Origin of the sequence: Pararcticibacter amylolyticus (assembly GCF_003130405.1) — a bacterium.
GTDB classification, from domain to species: domain Bacteria; phylum Bacteroidota; class Bacteroidia; order Sphingobacteriales; family Sphingobacteriaceae; genus Arcticibacter; species Arcticibacter amylolyticus.
The window spans coordinates 1-888 of the sequence record NZ_QEAS01000081.1 but is presented as its reverse complement, the minus strand read 5'-3'; the positions used below and the strand labels follow the sequence as shown (position 1 = coordinate 888).

The window sequence follows — 888 nt, the reverse complement described above, 5'->3', positions numbered from 1 at the left end:
GGTAACGAAGAACGTGAGCCAGCATTACAAGGGAGGAGCACTGGCTGAAGGGAATTATGACGAAACAGATAATACTTACAGCTTTACACACGAGTTGCTCAGCAGCATGCGCAGCCATAAGGTAAACGGAACAGAACAACTGCGTATCCTGACAGAGTATGAATACGACCATATGGGCCGGCAGGTGAAGACGTGGAAGACCATTGGTGGCGGGCAGCGGACTTTGCTGGCTCAGAATGTCTATAACGAGATAGGGCAAATGCAGGAGAAACGCCTTCATTCAGTTAATCAGGGGGCAAGTTTTCTGCAAAAGCAGGAATATGCTTACAATGAGCGGGGCTGGCTCAGGAGGATCAATGACCCGGGAACAGTCGCAACGGACAGGGCATTCGCGATGAAACTCATTTACAGCGAACATACCGATGCTGCAAAGCGCCAGTATAACGGTAACATTAGCAGTATTCAATGGAACACCAGGGTGCAGCCCGGATTGGGACTGCTGCAGGAGCAGCAGGGCTATGATTACACCTATGATAAGCTAAACCGCCTGGAACTGGCAGCCTATACAACAGCAGGCAAGGCAGGCTATTTTAATGAGGCCATAAGTTATGACAAGGGGGGTAATATTCTGACATTGGGCCGCACCGGCAATAATACACCGATTGATCAACTGAGTTATGTTTATGAGAACGGAGGCCAAAGCAACCGGTTGCAGAGTGTAACCGACGCCAGCAACAGCGACGAAGGACAGCTCAGGGGCACCGCCAGCTACTCATATGATCAGAATGGGAATCTTCGGACAGACAGCCGTAAAGGACTAAACTTCGAGTACAATCATCTGAACCTTTCGAAAAAGGTAACAAAAGGATCAACTGGAGAATCAATTAG

Annotated in this window: 1 pseudogene; it reads left to right on the top strand. The window is 49.0% G+C overall.

What is annotated here, in order from left to right:
* Positions 1-888, top strand: a pseudogene (locus DDR33_RS26205) (RHS repeat-associated core domain-containing protein); the annotation flags it as partial.